The organism is Limnobacter thiooxidans (assembly GCF_036323495.1).
GTDB classification, from domain to species: Bacteria; Pseudomonadota; Gammaproteobacteria; order Burkholderiales; family Burkholderiaceae_B; genus Limnobacter; species Limnobacter thiooxidans.
Window position 1 is genome coordinate 292,466 of the sequence record NZ_AP028947.1, and the last position, 17,582, is coordinate 310,047.

Sequence of the window (17,582 nt, forward strand, 5' to 3'; positions counted from 1 at the left end):
TTAAAAAGGAAAAAACAGCGGTATAAAAACAACACAGATCAGGCCGTACAGGATCGCCATGGGCGTTCCCTTTCTGATGAAGTCCATCGTCCGATACCGGCCAGGTGACATCACCATCATGTGTGTTTGGTAGCCCGTGGGTATTAGAAAACCTGAACTTGCAGCAAAAGCCACAGCCAATACAAAGGGCAGGGCTGCGGCATCGTATTGCGCAGCGCTGCTTACCGCGATAGGAAATGCAAGTGCAGCCGCTGCCGAATTGGTGACCAATTCGGTTAACAGCCAGGTCATCAAATAAACTGAAACAAAAGCGCCCATGACGCCAAATGGACTAAGTACTGATGAGGTGTAATCTGCAATCAGTTTTGCAGCCCCAGAGCTGGTCATCACATCCGCGATTACCAAAGCTGAACCAATCAGTATCCAAAGGTCGAATGGAAATCTGCGGCGCATCTGCCCTGCAGGCAATAATTTCATACCCACGAGAAACAAAACAAAAGCCATTAGCCCTTGCAAAAGACTGATCACTCCTGTGCTGGCCAATCCGATTGCAAGGGCCAATCCACCCAACGTCAACCAGTTGTCTTTTCTGGATAACTTGGGTTGAAGTGGTTCGTCGGTCAGCAAGTGAAAGTTGCGTTCCAGGTTTTTGTGGTTTTTAAAGTCGGCACCCACAGCCAGAATAAGGCTGTCGCCAACCCGCAGCTCAATACGACCCAGCTGCCCTGTAAGTTTTTTGTCGCCCCGCCGAATGCCCACTACCGCAGCATCAAACAAGGTGCGGAAATCAACCTCGCGGGGGGTCTTGTTCACCAATTCACTTTGGTTGGCAATCACCACTTCCACCAGATTACTCTCCAGCAACTCACCCGCTGAAGATCCAAAAACTTCAAGGCCGTCGAAATGTTGAAGGGTCTGAATTCGGTGTGTTTCGCCCACGAAAATCAATCGGTCGTTGGTCTGCACAATCTCGTCGGGGCGTACTGGGCTGATCAGGCGATCTTCTCGAACAATTTCAAGCAGAAACAAACCTTCAAGCCCACGCAAACCGTTGTCAATCACTGATTTGCCCACAAGGCTTGAGCCAGCTTTTACCTTGGATTCCAGAAAGTAACCTTGCGGATTGCCATCAACTTCGATTGGTTTGTCTGCAGCATGGGTGCCGGTATTGTCTTCTGTTGTCGTCAGGCTCATTAACGCGCAACCGGCCACTACCAAAATCAAACCCACGCCTGTGAATGTGAAAAGGTTGATTCCAGTGATACCTTGGCTTTCAGCCAGTGAATAAACAAGCAGGTTTGTGCTGGTCCCAATCAGGGTGGTTACGCCGCCGAGGATGGATGCATAAGAAAGCGGAATCAGCAGTTTTGACGGATCGATTTTGCTTTGCTTCGAAACTGCCGGCAGCAACGCTGCTACCACCGCTGTATTGCTTACAAAAGCCGAAAACAGCGAAGTCATGATCGATAACTTGAACACGGATGCCTTTGTCGAGCCACTTAAAAAGACTTTCGACATTTGGGTGATCAAGGCACTGCGTTCCAGTACAAGCCCTGTCAGGATCAGCAGTAATACACAAATCATCGCTGGGTTTGTGTAGGAAGACAGAAATTCCGTTTGCTCGATCAAGCCGGCAAAGAAAAATCCGATCGAAAACAAGCCGAATAGGGTCGCTGGTTGAGCCACGCCACGAACCAGCAAAACCAGCAGCACAAAGACGCTGGTCAGCACCAAGCCGCTAGTGATCATGCTTGGCCTTTGCTCAGCAGCAGGCTTAAATGTTTGCAGCAATCCTCAGTCGAAAGTTCTAAGGTTGGCAGGCGAATTTCCGGTTCAAGAGGTGGCTCGTACGCGCTGTCGATGCCCGTAAAGTTTTTAATTTCGCCCCTGCGTGCTTTGGCATACAAGCCTTTCACATCGCGGCGCTCACATTCTTCAAGCGGTGTGTCTACAAATACTTCAAGGAAATCGCCAGGAGCGAAGAGGTCGCGGGCCATCTTTCTTTCGGCCCTGAATGGTGAAATAAAGCTCACCAGAACAACCAACCCGGCTTCTACCATCAATTTGGAAACCTCAGCCACCCTGCGAATGTTTTCAACCCGGTCGGTTTCAGTAAAGCCCAAGTCCTTGTTCAAGCCGTGGCGCACATTGTCACCATCCAACGTCATCGTGAAGCGGCCTTGTTGAAAAAGGTGCTGTTCAAATGCGCTGGCGATGGTGCTTTTACCTGAACCGGAAAGACCGGTGAACCAAATGCATTTGCCCTTTTGTTGCATCATCGTTTCGCGGGCTTCGCGATTGATCGACATCGCCTGCCATCGAATGTTGCTCGATCTTCTGAGCGGAAAGTGCAGTGTGCAAGATGCAAGTGATTCCTCACTGTCCATTTCCAGCAGTTCAATAGGTAAACCCACGACATCCAGATTTGATTCGAAGCCGGGTTCCAGCTGAAGGTTTACCACGCCTTTTTGACCGTCAAGCAAGGTTTTTGCAGCCAGTCGGGTTGTTCCATCCTGTCCTTCCAGGTACTTCAGTTCGGTGATGGTGCATTGAAAGAGGGTTGGTTTTGTTCCGGCTTTTGCCTTGTAAACTCGCCCCACGATCATGGGTTGGCGATACTTCCAGGCGATTTCGCCTTCAAACTGATCAATAAGCATGGATTAAATATTTGACGTAAATTGCAGTTATATATAAATTACCTAACGATATAAACTTGTTCAAGCAAAATTTACACTACAGGAATAAAGATTTTGCAAAATACGTCAAATTACATCGATTTGCATGTGGCCAATCTGGCCGCCGAAGCCAACAGCCATGGCGTCGGTTCGGTATTCAACAGTGTTGATATGGTCGAGTCGATGCTGTCCGCATGCGGTGTCAGCCAACGCACTGCCGAAAGGGCTTTGCATGACAGTGGCCTTTTGCCAGAGCCTGTCATGGTGGAGCAAACGACCGATGAAAAAGGTGGGCCGGTCAAACAAGTGGTATTGAATACCTACCAGGCAGAAGCCAAAAGAAAGCGTCTGGCAGTGATCAATATCCAGGTGCACAACTTCGACAAGCTCACTTTGCTGGCAGCAAACAATCAAAAAGGGTTGCGTTATTGGCTGCCTGTCAAGGCCGGTAAAGCTGGGGTTGGCCAAGAAGTCTTGTTGAAAGCGTTCGCCAATCTTGCCGCGGCTGTGGGTAAGCCCTGCCAGCTTTGGCCGAGCGGTGCGCTGGTTGCGCAGGTGCGCGGTATACACGCACGCAATTGGAAAAATGCGGATTTTGAATTGTGTCTGCCGGCTTACCAAACTCATTTGCAGGATGACGCACTGAATTTGAAGCCGCGCGCGACAAACTTGCTCAGCAAAGGCGATCGTTCCCACTTGGATGCCCTTGAGGCCGAAAGCATGCACATCATGCGAGAGGTCGTGGCTCAGGCTGAAAACCCCGTCATGCTTTATTCCATTGGTAAAGACAGTGCGGTGATGCTGCACTTGGCGCGCAAGGCTTTCTACCCGGCCCCACCACCGTTTCCCTTGTTGCACGTGGACACTCAGTGGAAATTCCAGACGATGTACCAGTTTCGCGACCTGATGGCCAAACACAGTGGCATGGAGTTGTTGGTACATGTCAACCCGGATGCCATTGAAAAAAACATCAATCCCTTCGACCATGGCAGCAGCATTCACACCGACATTACCAAAACTGTCGGCCTGAAGCAGGCCTTGGACAAATACAAATTTGATGCCGCATTTGGTGGCGCACGTCGGGATGAAGAGAAAAGTCGCGCGAAAGAACGTATTTTCAGCTTCCGCACGACAACCCACCAATGGGACCCAAAAAATCAGCGACCTGAACTATGGAGCTTGTACAACGCGCGCAAGAACCGCGGGGAAAGCATGCGTGTGTTCCCGCTGAGTAACTGGACCGAGTTGGACATTTGGCAGTACATCTACAGAGAGGGCATACCGATTGTTCCTTTGTACTTCGCACAGCCCCGGCCCGTTGTCAAAAAAGATGGCATCTTGATGATGGTGGACGATGATCGCCTGCCCATGCAGGAAGGCGATGAAGTTGAAATCAAGTCAGTGCGTTTCCGTACCTTGGGTTGTTACCCGCTCACTGGCGCTGTGGAATCCACTGCCGACACACTTGAAGAAATGATTCTTGAACTGCTGGAATCGAATGTGTCAGAACGCGAAGGGCGGGCAATTGACAAAGACTCGCTCGCATCCATGGAAAAGAAAAAACAAGAGGGGTATTTCTAAGATGAATGCCGCAGAAAAAGTACAAGCTTACCTTGACCAGCAGCAAAGCCTGGACACTTTGCGTTTTATCACGTGTGGCAGCGTTGACGATGGCAAAAGCACCTTGATTGGTCGCATGTTGTGGGAAAGTCAGCAGCTGTTTGAGGACCAGGTGGCTGCTTTGCGCAATGAAAGCAAACGCTACGGTACACAGGGCGACAACATCGATTTCGCCTTGTTGGTGGATGGGCTTTCTGCTGAACGAGAGCAAGGTATCACCATCGATGTGGCTTACCGTTACTTCCAGACCGATGCCAGAAAATTCATTGTGGCTGACACACCTGGGCACGAGCAATACACCCGCAACATGGTTACAGGGGCTTCAACGGCCCACTTGGCGGTGCTATTGATTGATGCGCGCAGAGGCGTGCTGACCCAGACACGCCGCCATGCGTTCTTGACGCAGTTGGTGGGTATTCGCCACTTGGTGTTGGCAGTGAATAAAATGGATTTGGTTGATTTCAAAGAAGAAGTGTATGACCAGATTGTTGCTGATTTTGGCGAATACGCCAAGGCCTTGAGCATCGAATCGGTGCAAGCCATTCCGCTTTCTGCAATTGGTGGTGACAACCTGCGAGAGCGTTCAAAGAATACCACTTGGTACCATGGTCCCACGCTGATGGGTTATCTTGAAACAGTGGATGTGCTTGGAAAAATAAATGAACCTGTACCCGAGCAATTCGCCATGCCCATTCAGTGGGTAAACCGTCCCAACCTTGACTTCCGTGGGTTTGCCGGTTTGGTCGCTTCGGGTTCAGTTACGCCCGGCATGCCAATTGAAGTGGCCGGAAAGAACACGCAAAGTAGCGTGAGCAGCATTGTTCAGTTTGAAGGCGATTGGGCGCAGGCACGCGCAGGTGATTCCATTACATTGACACTTGGCGACGAAGTTGATGTAAGCCGTGGCGATGTGCTTTGCCATCCCGCACTTGGTTTGAAAGCAGCTGACCAGTTCTGTGCAAGCCTAGTGTGGATGGATCCTGAACAAGGTTTGCCCGCGAAGAACTATCTGATTCAGCTCCACACCCAGCAATTGGGCTGCACCATTACCAAAATCAAGCACAAGGTGAATGTAAACACCTTGGCGCATGAAGCGGCAGAGCACCTGGAAACCAACGACATCGCCGAGGTGAATATTCACCTTGACCGCAAGGTGGTGGCTTTGCCGTTTGCAGAAAACAAGCAACTGGGCAGTTTCATTTTGGTGGACCGTTACAGCAACCGTACCGTGGGGGCTGGTGTTATTCACTTTGCGTTAAAGCGCAATGAAATGATCCACGCAACCCAAGCGGGCGTGACGGTTGAAGACAGGGCCAAGCTACATGGGCATAAAGGCCACACCGTCTGGTTTGTAGGACCAGCAGAAAGCAATAAAACCGAGTTGGCCGCCAGGTTTGAACTCATGTTGCACCACGAACGTATCAGCACCATGCTGATCACCGGCAGCAAGGTACGCAGCGACATGAGCATGGACCTTGGTTTCAAGGATTCCGACAAAGCCGAGCATGTGCGTCGCATGGTGTCGTTGGCCAAGTTGTTGATGGAAGCGGGTTGTGTCGCGGTGGCTGCCACAGTCACCAAGCCAGACTTGCTGGGTGAAGAAAGCTTCACGGTGATTGATTTTGCTGACCATGAAAACCCCGATGCTGCACTTGATGATTTGCTGATTCAGATTAAATCACGCATTGAATTCTGATTTCTGATCCTGACCTCCCCAAAAATGTGGGGGGTTAGGGTTTGTCCCATGTTTAAGGTATGTGCGGTGCAGCAATTTCATAGACATGTAACGTTCAACCCTTTAATATCTGTTGTGTTCAAAGTTGAACGCACAATTTTACTTGCCCCTGCCAATGTCGTTTCCCGCTTGTTGATCGGCGTACAACACGGCGGTAGCGCGCCTAAGGAAACAACCAGCCCGTGTCAGATCGATTGGAACAGCAGCGTGAAGAGATACGCTTTCGCGTTCTTCGCTTGATTGAAAATAAGCCAGAAATTTCTCAGCGAGAGTTGGCTGATGAACTTGGAATTAGTTTGGGCCAGGTCAACTACCAGTTAAAGGCGCTCAAAGAGCGGGGTCTGATAAAAGTGGGTAATTTCCTGCGCAGTGACAACAAACTTGCATATATTTATTTGTTAACTCCTAAAGGGGTAGCTGACAAACTAGCTATAACAAAATTATTTATGGCGCGTAAGAGACAAGAATTCGAATTAATGAAAGCCGAACTTGAAGAACTTGAAAGAGAGTTTAATAAATCATGAAAATTGCAATTGCAGGAACAGGTTACGTTGGATTAAGCAATGCCATACTTTTGGCCCAGCACAACGAAGTGGTAGCGCTTGATATAGTTCAAGACAAAGTTGATTTATTAAATCAAAAAAAATCTCCAATTCATGACGCAGAAATTGAGCACTTCTTGACCCACAAACAGCTTAATTTCAAGGCGACTACAAATAAGGAAGAAGCCTACACAGAAGCAAGCTTTATCATTATTGCAACACCCACTGACTACGATCCTGAAACCAACCACTTCAATACCCAATCGATCGAGGCAGTTGTAGCTGATGTTCTAACGATCAATCCAAAGGCAACAATGGTGATCAAAAGTACAATACCTGTGGGATACACAGAACAACTGCGAACAAAGCTGAACACTACACAAATCATGTTCAGTCCCGAGTTTTTACGAGAAGGAAAAGCCCTTTACGATAATCTGTACCCCAGTCGCATCGTTGTAGGTGAGCAAAGCGGACGCGCGCAGGTGTTTGCGCAGTTATTGCAACAAGGCGCCGTGAAAAAGGACATCCCAGTATTGTTCACCGGAAGCACAGAGGCTGAAGCTATCAAGTTATTTGCCAACACTTACCTAGCCATGCGGGTGGCCTACTTTAATGAGCTAGATACTTACGCTGCTCGACACGGACTAAATTCACGTCAAATCATCGAGGGCGTGGCACTAGATCCTCGTATTGGTAATCATTACAACAATCCTAGTTTTGGATACGGCGGATATTGTTTGCCCAAAGACACAAAGCAGCTTCTTGCTAATTACAACGATGTTCCACAGAACATGATTCAAGCGATTGTGGAAGCGAATTCAACCCGGAAAGATTTCATTGCATCCGATGTTGTTGCTAAAAATCCCAAAGTGGTTGGGATATATCGGTTGGTAATGAAGGCAGGAAGCGATAACTTCAGATCTTCTGCAATCCAAGGCATTATGAAAAGAATAAAAGCCAAAGGCATAGAAGTAATTGTGTATGAGCCGGTTTTGAGGGAACAAGAATTTTACAGAAGTAGAGTTATTAAAGATATCGAACAGTTCAAGCAAGAGGCGGATTTAATTCTGTGTAACCGACACGTTGAAGAGTTGGATGATGTAATTGAAAAGGTATATACAAGAGATATATTTGGTGTCGATTGAAAAAACTGGAAGGCATTTAAATTACAACTTTTTGATTACATTTTAAAAATAAACGGTGCGAAAAATGAAAGTACTAATTACCGGGGTTGCAGGATTTATAGGTTATCACTTGGCAAAGAAATTGATTGCTAGTGAATATGATGTAGATGGAATTGACAATTTAAACAATTATTACGATCAAAGAATAAAGTTGGCCCGGATAGAAGATATCAGGGCAATTGGGGGAAATTTTCAGTTCAAAGAAGTAGATATTGCGCACAAAGAAAGTTTAGGAAAAATATTTCAAGAGTCTGAGTATGATGTAGTAATCAATCTCGCTGCGCAGGCTGGGGTACGTTATTCAATTGAAAATCCAAGTGCCTATGTAGAAAGCAATTTAGTAGGATTCGTAAATATACTGGAAGAGTGCAGAGGAAATAAAATTAAACATTTAGTGTATGCGAGTTCGAGTTCAGTTTATGGGTTGAGTGAAAAACAGCCATTCAATGTAAATCAAAATGTAGATTATCCAATAAGTTTGTATGCCGCTACAAAAAAATCAAATGAATTGATGGCGCACACGTATAGCCATCTTTTCTCATTGCCAACAACAGGGCTTAGGTTCTTTACAGTATATGGGCCGTACGGACGACCTGATATGGCATATTATAAATTCACAAAATCCATATTAAGTGGTGAGCCTATCGAGGTATACAACCACGGGGAAATGAAAAGAGACTTTACATATATAGATGATATAGTGGATGGAATAATAAGAGTCATTCACAAGATACCCGGTTCTATTTCAAATAAAGATGCATATACACATGCGCCATATAAGATATACAACATCGGGAATAATAAACCAGTAAGTCTTGGCAGGTTTATTGAGGTGATAGAAAAAGAGTGTGGGCGAAAGGCAATCAAAATAAATATGCCGATGCAGCCTGGTGATGTAGAAACGACCTATGCCGATATTGATGAGCTAATAAGCGATACTGGGTTTGAGCCGAAGGTTCAAATAGAAGAGGGAATAAAAAAATTTGTGGAGTGGTATAAGAAATATTATGGATTATGAGAATTTTTGAGAAAATAAGCTAAATATATCTTAGAAGTATGTAATAAATGAATAATAAAACGGGAAAAAACAAATTTCTGAGATTGTTTGCGGTGGGCTTCGGTTCAAGCTTGATGATGGCAGTGCTTGGATATCTAGTTGTACTTTTCAACACAAAAACATTTGGACTTGGGTTGTTCGGTAAAATGGTTTTGGTCCAAGCGTTATTTGAAATGATTAATAAAATAATGTCATTTCAAAGTTGGCAAGTAATAATAAAATTCGGAAACGAATATGAGCACAACAAAGCAAAGTTTTCAGTTCTGCTAAGAGTATTCTTATTGACGGATTGGATTACATCGATTATCTCCGCTGTATTTTCTGTGCTCATACTGAATCTTGTATTGGAAAAAATTGATCTTGATGTTAAGGATTACAGTTGGGTGTATATATGTCTGATCATAACTGTGTTCTCAGCAAAGGGTGTTTTTGAAGGTTACATGCGTCTCCAAGAAAGATTTGTACTTGCAAACGGGTTACAAATCATCCAAGTCGGAGCCACTGCAATAATAGCTATATGTGCTTATTATTTTGACCTAAGCTTAGAGGAATACTTTAAGTTTGTACTATTGAATGTATTTTTAATGTATTTGATCTACGTAAAAATAATTATCAAAGATTTGATCGGTAAGGATAATGGAGTTTCAGGCGATTTGACCGTCAAGGAATTGAAAGAGTGGTATAAGTTTTCAATAGGAGGTACTTATAACTCCACGGTTGGTGCAATCAAGCAAAAGGGAGAGACGATAATAGTTGGAATGATGTTCGGGAGTTCATATGCTGGATTGTATGCAGTTGCATATCGAATAGCAGCCATGGGAAATAAAGTAGTTGAAAGCGCGCGACAAGCTATTTACCCAATGATTGCAGTAAAAATAAAACAGAAGGACGAGCATCGTATGATTGAAAGCCTGCTAAAAGCTACATATGTAACTTTAGGGCTTGGCGCGCTAATACTAGTACTTTCGATTTTCAGCATAGAATTAATAATGGTTAGCTTATTTGGAGAGGAGTTCCTTAGTGCTTCAACCATGACTATCGTGCTGACTGCTGCGATGTTAGTAAATCTTGCTTCATTTTATATGAATTCTTTCGTGCAGCTAAAATATGGTTCAGCCGCGATAATAAAAGCAACAACAGTGGGTTTGGTTTTATATCTACTTACTGGCATAGTGATGCCTTATCTGCTTGGGGAAAAATGGATTGGTGTTGGATCATTGTTTTTCTCATTGACAATTGTGTACATGGGTATACGGCAAATAATAAGAGGACGTAAATGAGAGAGATAATATTGCATATAGGTCTCCCTAAAACTGCTACAACGACATTACAAAAATCGGTGTTCTTTGAACTAATGGAGCTTGGGATAGCAGAGGCGATCGGTCTCTATGGACTTTGCGGCCCGCTGGAAAATGAGAAGAGAAAATACTTTGATCTGATGAAAAAGTTGATGTATCAAACGCATGAAAATAATTCTGATTCAGTGTCTGAGCTAAAAATATTGTTTGACAATCTAATTAACTCGATAGATGAACGCAAGTTGATTATATTTTCATATGAAAATTTATCTATATCTAACTGGTCTACTTTATGGCCTGGCAAGTACGTGGATGTTGATAAAACGATTCTGCTAATGAAAGAGATGTTGAAGGGTTACAAAATTAAATTGATTTGTTGTGTAAGGAGGCAGTCAAGTTTAATCGAATCTTTCTATTATGAATCGATTGGTCGATCGGGGAATCCGAATTCGAAAAAATATGAGGATGTCAGAACTCATGCTGCTAACATTAAGTCTAGTTTTATCGGCAGGATGTACGATTATGAGAAAACGATTTCTTCCTACATTGCAGAGTTAAGCTGTGTAGGGACATATTTCTACATGTTTGAAGATTTTCAAAAAAATCCAGAGGCCATTATTCTTGATATATTAAGATTTGCAGGTATTCCGGATAGTCGGCAGTTGGCTTGTCGAAATCATATTCCTTATGAAAATGTCAAGACAAAGAAGGGTGATGAAATGATTATCCGAACCTGGTCTCCAATATTAGAGATGGTAAACAAATATTTAGGCCACATGTTAAAAAAGATTTTTTACATATTGGGAATAGAGAAACATGCTCGAAAAATTTACTCCCTGATGTTTAAAGAGAAAAATATACGGATGCTGACTAAAGAAGAATCAAATGCTGTTCAGCATGCTTATTATGAAGAGTGTGAAAGGCTTGTTGCTCGCGGATATTTCGATCGAAACAAACTAATGGAAAACGGGTACTATGTGGACGCGGATTAATAGACGTTTTGAGCAGGATGGCTTATTTGGTTTTCTTGTGAAAGTTAATAGAAAAATACTTAATAAATTATGGTTGTTTTATTATTCTAGCTTTAAGAATGTAATCGTCGGTCGGAATGTGGTCATTGAGTTCGGTGTTTATATAGACAGCTGTGGTGGTAAGGTAATTCTGGGGAATAACACTGTGTTGAGGAAGGGAGCGAAATTAATTACCTATGGCGGAGAAATAAAAATAGGAAATAATGTAACAGTAAACCACAATACTATCATATATGGACAAGGGGGAGTGACTATAGGAGATGGAGTATTAATCGCTGCAAATTGTATACTAATCCCTGCAAATCACCGCTTTGCAGCTGATCGTCCGATTAGAGGTCAAGGATCTACAGCATTTGGTATAACAATTGGAGAGGACGTTTGGTTGGGTTGTGGTGTTAATTTGCTAGATAACACCACGATAGAAAAAGGAGTTGTGATTGCTGCTGGTAGTACTGTGACAAGTGGATGTTATGCGTCGTACTGTATATACGGCGGTACACCAGCAAAGCAAATAGGAAGTCGTGTATGAGTCAGTTTATGCAACACAGAAAAGACCTTGATGTTTTAAGAGCAATATCCGTCGTGTCGGTAGTTCTTTTTCACACGGGAGTTGCAGGTGTTGATGCTGGATTCTTGGGAGTCGATATATTTTTTGTGATTTCTGGTTATTTAATGTCTCAAATGATATTGAAAAGCATGGAATCAGACAAATTTATAGTATTGGATTTTTATCAGCGACGAGTGAGAAGGATTGTACCGCTTCTTCTTTTCGTATTAATAGTTTGCACACCAATAGCATGGTACCTGTTAGGTCCTAATTCGTTGAAAAGCTATGGGCAAAGTCTTGTAGCAACAGTACTTCTATCGAATAATATTTTACTGGCATTGACGTCTGGATATTGGGATTTAGATAGTGATTTTAAGCCTTTGGTTCATACTTGGAGCCTAGGGGTTGAGGAGCAATTTTATCTTTTACTACCGTTATTACTAATATTTTTTAAAAAATATAGGTTATTGAAGCAAGCAGTGTACTTCATTACCGCGGTAGTACTATGTTCTGTTGTTTATATAGGTTTGACTGGTTCATATTTGGACAGCAAAAGTTTCTATCTTCCTCAATTCAGATTCTGGGAGTTGTTATCAGGAGCATTAGTAGCGCTTGTCGAGCGAAGGACAAAGCTTGAATTCAATCCTGTCTTGAAATTATTTATTTATAGAGTTCTTCTTGTTAGTGTGCTGGTAGTGGTGATTAGCTTCGACCGAAATCCTGATAGTTATTACGAATGGGTTTCGACGCCATTGATCGTAATTATTACTTCACTAATAATATATTTAAATTGTAATGATGATTATTTTAACGATTCAAGAGTTGGTCGTATTTTAGCTTATGTAGGGTTAATCAGCTATGGATTGTATTTATGGCATCAACCAATTTTTGCTTTCTACAGAGCAGCTTCTGTAGATGAGCCTAAGCCTCTTGAGTATTTTTTCCTGATTGTTTTTGCCGTGATTGTTTCTGTAATAACTTACAAATTCATTGAAACGCCCCTTAGGAATAAAGATAACTTTAAAAAGCTAAAAACTGGTCTTGTATTATGTATTGTTTCTTTAATTCTTGTCTGTATCGGTATGTTTTTTCATTTTAGTGGCGGAGTGCCTGGACGATTTAATGGTTACGAGAATGCTGAAGAAGGAATAAAGTACAATGAGCGCATACGTGAGCTCTCTAAGATTAAAGATAGGTCCTTTGATGAAGCTGTAGTGTTGATTTATGGAAATTCATTTGCAAGGGACTTCGCGAATGTGCTGTTAGAAGCTGGTGTGGCAAAAAACTCGATCTTCTATCTGGAGAAGGGGCTTGGATCTTGTATTGATGATAAACAAAAAAAGATCATTCAGGAGTTACAACTTTCTTTTGATGTCAGTACCTTTGTTTATGGTTCACACAATTATCGAATCGACTGCTATGAGCGTGATGTGAACGCTCTTCGTGAAGTCGGTATTGAAAAAATGTATGTCGTGGGGCCTAAACATTTTGGTTACAGCGTTGATGCATATGTGCATTCCGATATTTCTGAAAGAAGAACTGCTTATGCGACTCCGTCTCACACATCAAAAAACGCCGATCAAGTATTTAAAGAAGGTTTGCCTACTTTCGCTTATATTTCAATGTTAGATTTACTGGCGCCACCGGATGTTAACGGTGTTGTACGGCTATTTAACCAGGAAGGTAATCCACTAATGGTAGATCGCGTGCACTTAACTCGAGACGGTGCCGAATTTATAGCCACCAATGAAAATGCAATTCAATTTATTCAGCAGATGGTGAGTCATTAAATGTCAACTGTGAATCTTAATTTTGTTATACCTAGGCATCCGCATCTTAGCGATTTGTCTGTGGATGAGTTTTCACTCAATGACTTTCCGTATTGGCTAGGTGGTGCTGTCAACTGGGTTTTGAGAGCTTATGTTAACCTAAAGGAAAACTACCCTAATTCAACGGTGTCATATAGTCTTTGCGAGAGTTCGATCAATATTATTCATGTTCGTACGTTACGTGAGTTGGGCGGGAAAAAGGGTTGTTATTGTGTCGTCATACGCGCGGACTACAGGCGTCTATATGACTGTGATGTAGAAATTGTTCAAAACATCCGTCAGGCCAATTATTCGCGTAAACGTTTTTATATCACCTACTGGGCGCTGCCTAGGATAATAAAGCGTGTAAATAGATGGCCGCCAAGGGTAATTGGATATGCGGGTAGACTTGGTCCCAATAATTTAGACGAAAAAGTGGTCAATTATCTTAATGAACAGTTCGGAAAATTAATAGAATTTCGAATAATCCCTAATGAACTTTGGCATGATGCTAGTGACATAGATATATATTTGGCGTACAGAAACCGAGCGTCGAGGCATTCTATCAACAAACCACCTAGTAAGTTGATTAACGCTTGGCTATCGGAAGTACCTTTGATTGCTGGTATGGACATAGCATATAGAGATTTAGGAATTCACGGTGCAGATTATCTGGCTTGCGATGGGGTTGATCAGTTAATATCCTCTGTTGATCGACTTCTGAACGATAAGGAGTTTTATGAGCGAATTGTTAGAAACGGTGTTCTTAGATCTTCAGCATACAGTGATACAGTAATTACTGAAGAGTGGATCAGGGTGGTACAGTTTGCTCAAAGTGATTATCACAATATTAAATCAAAATCAAAAATCCTTAAATATTTGAAATGTGCCTTAATGCGATCGGTAGATTCGTTTATCGATATACTTTACAATTTCAAAGAGAAAATATCAAAGTGAAAGCGAAAAAAGTAAACCTGATAATGATAGGTTCCAGAAGAAATTATGCGGTTTCACGTATATTGAGTTCAAATGGTTTGTTGGATTCCTTGGTTACCGATTTTTATATCAAAAAGAGAGTCGGCTTCTTTATTCGTATTATTGATATCTTTTTTGGTAATAGAGACTGGTTCAGGCGATTAAAAACGCGCCGAAGCGAAGATTTGAATGATGACTTAGTGTCTTCAATTAATGTGATTGGTTTGTGCTATGCATTAGCACGACGATTGATAAACACGGAAAGAGCGAAACATAAGCTTTATTTGCTCATGTCTGTTGCAATTTCATTTGTGGTCAGATTTAAGGTTGGGTATTCAAGGGATGTATACTGGGGTATAGATGGTGATTCTTTCCACACTTTCAGTCAAATTCGGAGAAAGAATCACAGGGCTATTCTGATTCTCGAACAAACTATTTTACCTAGGAGAATGCATTCTAAAGTTCTCATGGATCAAGGACTGAAGTGGCCGGCCTGGCGTCAAGGGAATGAAAGCTTTGAATTCGATTCTGGAATTCTGAAGAGAGAACAATCTGAATGGGATTTAAGTGATTATATATTTACTGGGTCTACTTTTGTGCGAGATGCATTAATCGAATGTGGTGTTTCTCGTCAGAAAATCAGAGTTGTTCCATACGGAGTTAATGAGTTTCCTGCAAAAGTTAAAAAGTTCAGCTCCGGCCGGCAGCCTTTGCGGTTGTTGTTTGTTGGGGAGGTCGGGCTTAGAAAAGGAGTGCCCTATTTACTGCATGCCGTGTCTACATTTCAAAAGTCTGATGTTGTTCTGACTTGTGTCGGGAAGATTTCAGTAGAAAACACAATTCTTGACAAGTTTCGTTCAAATGTAACATTTACAGGTTCAATTCCTAGATCGGAAGTCTCAAAGATCTATGAGAGTGCTGATGTCTTTATTTTGCCAAGTTTGATTGAAGGTTCATCAGTATCTACCTATGAAGCATTAGCGCATGGTTTGCCAGTGATTACTACAAAAAATAGTGGTTCAATAGTTGAGCATATGGTGACGGGCCAAATTGTAGATGAATCTAATGTGGATTCAATAATTGATGCGATTAACATTTATTTAGGTGACAGATCATTGCTAGAGTCCCATTCAGCTCAATGTCGAGCGTATAAATCCCCGTTTATATCCCGCTATAAAGATGAGTTAATTGATACATACCTTAATGTTATCGGTGGCGCCTGATGGAGTTTTGGTTTGGATTATTGTTTTTGTTGATTGTTACGAATATATCAATATCTCTGGCCATACAAAAATCACTTGCTGCCCCAGCATTATGTCTGAATCTATTTATACTTTCGGCCAATATTCTATTTTATTGGCAGGTTGATCCGTACGTAGAAGAAGAGATATTGAGAAACTATGCAATCTATTCTTCCTATGTACAGATTGGTTTACTACCACTTTCAATAATTAAATTGCCAGGCTATGGGTTGGCGACCCTTGGCGGGGTTCGGTTTTCAAATGCTGATCAACTCCGGGTGGCGTATATCATATCTGTTGGTCTTGCATCCATCGGTGTATTGGGGACTGCTTTAACTCCAATCGAATTACGTGTCGATGGAAAATCAACCGGTCTCATCACAATATTTTACTTCCTATCCTCGTTTAGTAAGTTAGCGGCAATCCTATTTGTATTTCGCTACGCGAAAAAAGAGAAATTAAACAGATCGGATTATCTGATGCTGTTGATTCCGGCATACTACTACTTTGATTTTATATTCTACCTCGGAAAAAGAACCGGGATATATGATTTATTGAGCCTGTATTTTCTTTATGGATATTCCGCTGCGCGTAGCAGAAAAACATTTTATACAAACATAATAATTTCGATTTGTTTGCTTTTCGTTTTTTCTATGTTTGTTAAGGAATATAGACTTTACACCAAGAATCAATTGTCAACTGAGGAAATTAATGAAATTGTTGCGGGTTCTGATAAATATATTGGTCCAATACCAGAGATGACTTATGCTGCTTATTTGCAGCATGCTAACTATCTGTATGGGGAAAATGTATTCAATTTGTCTAGGGTGTGGAATTCTACCGTGCAGATTCTCGTGCCTTCCCAGTTTGTTGGTGATGAGTTGAAAGCCAGTCTATTTTTAGATGACGGTGTTATTCCTTCTAGTGCAATTGGGTTTTATTCGTCTAACGGTCTAAGCTCTTACTTTACTGGCGAGTTGTTTGCATCTGTCTCAATTATCTCGCCATTGTTTCTTATATTTTTATGTTTTATTTTATTTAAATGTTATGCATCTAAATCAATTTATAGTAATTTAATTTATGTAAGTTTTTTCATGTCTATACCCTATGTTGTTAATTTCGGATTATTTAGTTTCACCTTTTACCTGGTACGTGTGCTAATTGTGTACATTATTGCCCATGTACTGTCATCAGCAATAAGGTCTTCTTATGCATCAAACAATAAAAAAATTAGTTGAAAAGATTGTATTTTTTCCAGTGCGCGTCCTTAGGTATCTTTGTAGTCATTCAATTACTATGGTGTACAGATTGATATTAGGCTCTGTGGCTAATTCTGTTAAAATTAATTGCGGTGTGCATATCAATAACTGTTCTAATGTATTTATAAAAAACAACAGTCTTATTGATGTGGGTGTCTCTATTTCATCCGAGTCTAATGAAGGGTATTTGAGGATTGGTTCTAATACTCAAATAAATCGTAATGTTTTCATAGATTTTAGTGGGGGGGTCGATATTGGTGATGGTGTGACCATCTCTGAGTCTGCAATGGTATATACACATTCCCACGGTTTAGATCCAAGGTCGCATCCTACATTTTCCCCCTTATCAATTGGTGATAACGTATGGATTGGTGTTCGGGTTGTTGTTATGCCGACATGTAATTTCATAGCGCAGAATGTTGTGATTGGTGCCTGTTCAGTTGTGACTAAAGACATTACCCAGCCAGGGGTCTATGCGGGTTCTCCAGCACGATTTTTGCGGCATCTATAACTAAGACGTCCGGTAGTCCGTTATAGTGAAGTAAGATGAATTTATTTATACTTAAATGAATATTTATATGTTGCAAACATAAGATTAATGCCCCTCCCC

At 42.1% G+C, this 17,582-nt stretch carries 15 protein-coding genes; 13 read left to right on the forward strand and 2 right to left on the reverse strand.

The window, feature by feature from the left end:
• Together RGQ30_RS01275 and cysC are read right to left on the reverse strand one after the other, a co-directional pair.
• Entirely contained in the window at positions 1 to 1,749 is a 1,749-nt protein-coding gene (locus tag RGQ30_RS01275) for an SLC13 family permease (protein WP_338284639.1), read from the reverse strand.
• Positions 1,746 to 2,657, reverse strand: coding sequence for an adenylyl-sulfate kinase (cysC, locus tag RGQ30_RS01280; RefSeq protein WP_130558702.1), 912 nt, complete (start codon positions 2,655 to 2,657; stop codon positions 1,746 to 1,748). The genes RGQ30_RS01275 and cysC overlap by 4 nt, the downstream gene beginning before the upstream one ends.
• A 279-nt stretch (positions 2,658 to 2,936) precedes the next feature.
• Between cysC and cysD the strand changes: the two genes are divergently transcribed.
• The 13 genes from cysD (at position 2,937) to RGQ30_RS01345 (ending at position 17,483) form a co-directional block, all read left to right on the forward strand.
• The gene (cysD, locus tag RGQ30_RS01285) at positions 2,937 to 4,256 is read left to right on the forward strand and encodes a sulfate adenylyltransferase subunit CysD (RefSeq protein WP_420915186.1); all 1,320 of its coding nucleotides are present in this window, start codon (positions 2,937 to 2,939) and stop codon (positions 4,254 to 4,256) included.
• A gap of 1 nt (position 4,257) precedes the next feature.
• The gene (cysN, locus tag RGQ30_RS01290) at positions 4,258 to 5,991 is read left to right on the forward strand and encodes a sulfate adenylyltransferase subunit CysN (RefSeq protein WP_130558700.1); all 1,734 of its coding nucleotides are present in this window, start codon (positions 4,258 to 4,260) and stop codon (positions 5,989 to 5,991) included.
• 221 nt (positions 5,992 to 6,212) lie between these two features.
• On the forward strand, positions 6,213 to 6,554 hold the full coding sequence (locus RGQ30_RS01295) for a MarR family EPS-associated transcriptional regulator (protein WP_130558699.1): 342 nt from the start codon (positions 6,213 to 6,215) through the stop codon (positions 6,552 to 6,554).
• Positions 6,551 to 7,717, forward strand: a complete 1,167-nt coding sequence (locus RGQ30_RS01300; protein ID WP_130558698.1) for a nucleotide sugar dehydrogenase — start codon at positions 6,551 to 6,553, stop codon at positions 7,715 to 7,717. Before RGQ30_RS01295 ends, RGQ30_RS01300 begins: the two co-directional genes overlap by 4 nt.
• Positions 7,718 to 7,781: 64 nt before the next feature.
• On the forward strand, positions 7,782 to 8,774 hold the full coding sequence (locus RGQ30_RS01305) for an NAD-dependent epimerase (protein WP_298219461.1): 993 nt from the start codon (positions 7,782 to 7,784) through the stop codon (positions 8,772 to 8,774).
• A 47-nt stretch (positions 8,775 to 8,821) separates the two neighbouring features.
• Positions 8,822 to 10,093 (forward strand): lipopolysaccharide biosynthesis protein, encoded by a 1,272-nt coding sequence (locus RGQ30_RS01310; RefSeq protein WP_130558696.1) that lies wholly within the window; start codon positions 8,822 to 8,824, stop codon positions 10,091 to 10,093.
• Positions 10,090 to 11,103 (forward strand): sulfotransferase domain-containing protein, encoded by a 1,014-nt coding sequence (locus RGQ30_RS01315; protein WP_130558695.1) that lies wholly within the window; start codon positions 10,090 to 10,092, stop codon positions 11,101 to 11,103. The genes RGQ30_RS01310 and RGQ30_RS01315 overlap by 4 nt, the downstream gene beginning before the upstream one ends.
• Positions 11,087 to 11,671, forward strand: a complete 585-nt coding sequence (locus tag RGQ30_RS01320) for an acyltransferase (protein WP_130558694.1) — start codon at positions 11,087 to 11,089, stop codon at positions 11,669 to 11,671. Before RGQ30_RS01315 ends, RGQ30_RS01320 begins: the two co-directional genes overlap by 17 nt.
• Positions 11,668 to 13,479 carry an acyltransferase family protein gene (locus RGQ30_RS01325; protein ID WP_338284641.1) on the forward strand — a complete coding sequence of 604 codons (1,812 nt, stop codon included), beginning with the start codon at positions 11,668 to 11,670 and terminating at the stop codon, positions 13,477 to 13,479. Before RGQ30_RS01320 ends, RGQ30_RS01325 begins: the two co-directional genes overlap by 4 nt.
• Entirely contained in the window at positions 13,480 to 14,454 is a 975-nt protein-coding gene (locus RGQ30_RS01330; RefSeq protein WP_130558692.1) for a glycosyltransferase, read from the forward strand.
• On the forward strand, positions 14,451 to 15,695 hold the full coding sequence (locus RGQ30_RS01335) for a glycosyltransferase family 4 protein (RefSeq protein ID WP_298219454.1): 1,245 nt from the start codon (positions 14,451 to 14,453) through the stop codon (positions 15,693 to 15,695). Before RGQ30_RS01330 ends, RGQ30_RS01335 begins: the two co-directional genes overlap by 4 nt.
• A gap of 26 nt (positions 15,696 to 15,721) precedes the next feature.
• A complete protein-coding gene (locus RGQ30_RS01340; RefSeq protein WP_130558690.1) occupies positions 15,722 to 16,951 on the forward strand; it encodes a hypothetical protein in 1,230 nt (409 codons plus the stop codon).
• Positions 16,923 to 17,483 carry an acyltransferase gene (locus RGQ30_RS01345; RefSeq protein WP_298219450.1) on the forward strand — a complete coding sequence of 187 codons (561 nt, stop codon included), beginning with the start codon at positions 16,923 to 16,925 and terminating at the stop codon, positions 17,481 to 17,483. The genes RGQ30_RS01340 and RGQ30_RS01345 overlap by 29 nt, the downstream gene beginning before the upstream one ends.
• Positions 17,484 to 17,582 lie beyond the last annotated feature (99 nt).

Excerpts from the sequence above, each read along its gene's own strand:
- RGQ30_RS01275 (WP_338284639.1), bottom strand. The coding sequence starts at position 1,749 with ATGATCACTAGCGGCTTGGTGCTGACCAGCGTCTTTGTGCTGCTGGTT.
- cysC (WP_130558702.1), bottom strand. The coding sequence starts at position 2,657 with ATGCTTATTGATCAGTTTGAAGGCGAAATCGCCTGGAAGTATCGCCAA.
- cysD (WP_420915186.1), top strand. The coding sequence starts at position 2,937 with ATGGTGGAGCAAACGACCGATGAAAAAGGTGGGCCGGTCAAACAAGTG.
- cysN (WP_130558700.1), top strand. The coding sequence starts at position 4,258 with ATGAATGCCGCAGAAAAAGTACAAGCTTACCTTGACCAGCAGCAAAGC.
- RGQ30_RS01300 (WP_130558698.1), top strand. The coding sequence starts at position 6,551 with ATGAAAATTGCAATTGCAGGAACAGGTTACGTTGGATTAAGCAATGCC.
- RGQ30_RS01305 (WP_298219461.1), top strand. The coding sequence starts at position 7,782 with ATGAAAGTACTAATTACCGGGGTTGCAGGATTTATAGGTTATCACTTG.
- RGQ30_RS01310 (WP_130558696.1), top strand. The coding sequence starts at position 8,822 with ATGAATAATAAAACGGGAAAAAACAAATTTCTGAGATTGTTTGCGGTG.
- RGQ30_RS01315 (WP_130558695.1), top strand. The coding sequence starts at position 10,090 with ATGAGAGAGATAATATTGCATATAGGTCTCCCTAAAACTGCTACAACG.
- RGQ30_RS01320 (WP_130558694.1), top strand. The coding sequence starts at position 11,087 with ATGTGGACGCGGATTAATAGACGTTTTGAGCAGGATGGCTTATTTGGT.
- RGQ30_RS01325 (WP_338284641.1), top strand. The coding sequence starts at position 11,668 with ATGAGTCAGTTTATGCAACACAGAAAAGACCTTGATGTTTTAAGAGCA.
- RGQ30_RS01330 (WP_130558692.1), top strand. The coding sequence starts at position 13,480 with ATGTCAACTGTGAATCTTAATTTTGTTATACCTAGGCATCCGCATCTT.
- RGQ30_RS01345 (WP_298219450.1), top strand. The coding sequence starts at position 16,923 with ATGCATCAAACAATAAAAAAATTAGTTGAAAAGATTGTATTTTTTCCA.